At 42.1% G+C, this 2,850-nt stretch carries 4 protein-coding genes and 1 pseudogene; 2 read left to right on the forward strand and 3 right to left on the reverse strand.

Going from position 1 to position 2,850, the window contains the following annotated elements; genetic code table 11:
• Both HC752_RS23870 and HC752_RS25340 read left to right on the forward strand, forming a co-directional pair.
• A pseudogene (locus tag HC752_RS23870) lies at positions 1–452 on the forward strand (IS982 family transposase); the annotation flags it as partial.
• Entirely contained in the window at positions 441–743 is a 303-nt protein-coding gene (locus HC752_RS25340) for a recombinase family protein (protein WP_446751457.1), read from the forward strand. The pseudogene HC752_RS23870 and the gene HC752_RS25340, both read left to right, overlap by 12 nt.
• Before the next feature lie 30 nt (positions 744–773).
• Here HC752_RS25340 and HC752_RS23880 read toward each other — a convergent pair whose 3' ends face one another.
• From HC752_RS23880 to HC752_RS23890, 3 genes are all read right to left on the reverse strand, one after another.
• On the reverse strand, positions 774–1,100 hold the full coding sequence (locus HC752_RS23880) for a hypothetical protein (protein WP_190337680.1): 327 nt from the start codon (positions 1,098–1,100) through the stop codon (positions 774–776).
• A gap of 33 nt (positions 1,101–1,133) precedes the next feature.
• Positions 1,134–1,532 (reverse strand): hypothetical protein, encoded by a 399-nt coding sequence (locus HC752_RS23885; RefSeq protein WP_190337681.1) that lies wholly within the window; start codon positions 1,530–1,532, stop codon positions 1,134–1,136.
• Positions 1,533–1,764: 232 nt separating this feature from the next.
• Positions 1,765–2,511 (reverse strand): hypothetical protein, encoded by a 747-nt coding sequence (locus HC752_RS23890; protein WP_190337682.1) that lies wholly within the window; start codon positions 2,509–2,511, stop codon positions 1,765–1,767.
• Positions 2,512–2,850 lie beyond the last annotated feature (339 nt).

The raw sequence follows: 2,850 nt of genomic DNA on the forward strand, positions 1-2,850 counted from the left end.
TGATCCCAATGTGTTCCTATCTCACTTCAAAGCTTGGAAAACCGACAGGTATTCAGTTTGTTGATTCAACAAAAATCGAAGTTTGTCATATCATCAGAGCAAAACGAAATAAAGTGTTTGACGGGATTGCTTGTCACGGCAAAGGAACGATGGGATGGTCTTTTGGTTTTAAACTTCATCTTATTATCAATCACTTGGGCGAAATAGTTGTATTAAAGCTCACCAAGGGTAATGAAGATGATAGAAAGCCAGTACCTGAAATGGTCGAGGGTTTGTGGGGCAAACTCTATGGTGACAAAGGTTATATTAGCCAAGCCTTGACAGGAGAACTACTCAACAAAGGCGTTGAGTTAATCACCACCATCAGAAAGAACATGAAGAAAAAGTTTATTTCTTTGTGGGACAGAGCGTTGCTGAAAAATCGTTTCATCATTGAAACAGTGAACGATCAGTATATCGATACAAGCACATCAACCGGAAGGTTAATGTTTAACATGTTGGAGTCTATTGCTGAGTTTGAAAATGACTTGCGTACTGAACGACAAGCGGAAGGCATAGCGAAAGCAAAAGAGAACGGAGTGAAGTTTGGGCGTCCGGCAAAGCTCAATGAGCAAATATGTCGTGCTATACACTTGCGCCGAACTGAAGGCGCAGCCATTGGACAGCTAGCCAAAGAATTTCAACTAGGTGAAGCCACGATCTATCGAGCGTTAAAAGCAGTGTCTTCAATATCTGTCACATGATTTTTACTAAGTCACGGTATGAATTATGGGTTAACCCCATTCATCGTCGTCATAGATATTCTCAAGAAGAACTTGTTCGGCTTCGTCCAATTTATCGTTAATTTTTTCGAGCGTGTCAATTAACCCAGACACCTCCATACTTAACACATCAATTTTTTCATGTAAGTTTTCAAGGTGCAACTTGGTGTTGTCATCAAGAGCATAATCCAACGCTTTTCTAGCGATGCCACAGATAGCTTCTGTTTCATCAATCAAATCACGGATGCCAGCTTGATAAGCAAGTCGATTCAGGTTGGTAAAATCCTCAGAGGACAACTTATCTAGGATGTTATCGTATTTTTCTTCATTAAAAGCCATCAAAAAGTACCTACAGTCGCGAGTTCAACTAGATTATCGTGCTTGTAGCAGTAATTTAATCTGACGCATAGATGAGGTTAGATTCCAAAGTTTACAGTTTTGGGGGTTCTTCCACAGGACCCGATATAGCAACATTATCAGCGCTCTATCTCTCAGATCTATCTGGTCTTCGAGGTTGAAATCTTTGAAGATCAGCTTCAATTCATCAGAGCCAATACCTTGCAGCATTTCTTTGAACACATTCAGTTCTGCTTCGTTGAATGAGCGACCAAGCTGACGAAGAGCGAATTTAACGCCGTTCAGTCGCCGGTAGATAGTGGCGTAGGCTAGGGGATCTCCGTCCTCCAAAGTGCCAACTCTGTTTGCCTTATCCGTCCAAACCCAGCGGCAAAGTTCGCCAGTGTTACCGCCGATGTAAAAATGACCCATCATCCTGGTCAGCAAGAAAGTCACAAATATTAGCAGCCGTGGATTGAACTGGGTCAATCTGAGGTGACTGGAGATAACACCATTCAGTGAAAATCCGAGCATCAGACTGATAAGCGTTCTGTGTGTTCTTGGAGTGTTTGCTTTTAAGGAAACGTCTTGCTGAGCTGCCAAGTTCACTTATGTCCCGGTTGTAGGTGCCTTGCCAGGTCTTTCCATGAGTTGATGTTTGGACACCCTATTGCCACTCCCCAATATCTTCAAACAGCACAATGCGGTTGGTTATTTCTTTTGTCATGTCTTCCATGTGCTTGCGCTCAACACCTGAATAATAAGCCAAAAACGCATTCATCAGAAGGGTGGTTAGTTTGGCTTCTGCGAACTTACAAAGCTCCATCACAGCTTCTTCGGTTTTCAGTATCTCAACAGCTTTGCTTGCTTTACCAAAGTCCCAAAGCAACTTGGGGTAGGCCACCGCTGCAGCTTTGACAGACATTGTGCGTGTAGGGCAAACAGATGTGTACCGTGACTTGTGATCGCGGAAAACGTTTATAAGATCTGAGTTCAACGCATTAGCCTCAAGAAGATACCCAGAGAGGAAGTAACTGGGATTTAGCTCGAATAGGTCAAGATGATGCACAACAGGGTCGTAATCACGCTGTGAAGCAAAAATGGAAGGATGCTGTAGCTGAAACCGATACAAATCTTCGTTAAGGAAGGTGTTGGAAAATTGCTGCAACTGAGAGTGGCCAGCGCCTCCAAATGCTGCCTTAAACTCTGCGTTCAGCCATAACAGTGGAAACTTATAGCAAAGGCAAAGCTGAACAGTTTTAACTTTCTCTGTGGTAGTCAGTTCGGGCGCAACAAAGTTGACCAGATCCGTAAACTCCGATTTGAATGCTGGTTGCATTGAAGACTTGATTGAGATTTCACAGGTGTTTTCAAGTAGAGTACGAAACTTCTTTATTCTGGATGTTAGTATCATTATTTTCTTTGTTTTTCATTTTTTAGACTGAGTGAATCAGGTCACAACAGAAACTTAGTAATTAAAAATTCGGAATGCAAATCTGATTTGAAAACCCAGAAAAGTAGAAAAATGCCGGGTCCGACAAATGGGGTTGTCGGCTCCAAAGGGTGTATATACGATACCCTTTGAACCCTTACCATGACTGGGCTTAGGATTGATTGAAGGCTTTTTAAGGAAATTCGTTAGGAAGGAACTAATGGCTCGTTCCGAGATCAGATCATTGACTAAATATATAAGATCTCAAAGGAACGAGCATGGATAAGTTAATAGAAACATTTTGTGATGTCGATGATTTTT

It is taken from the genome of Vibrio sp. S9_S30 (assembly GCF_014694455.1).
Taxonomy (GTDB): domain Bacteria; phylum Pseudomonadota; class Gammaproteobacteria; order Enterobacterales; family Vibrionaceae; genus Vibrio.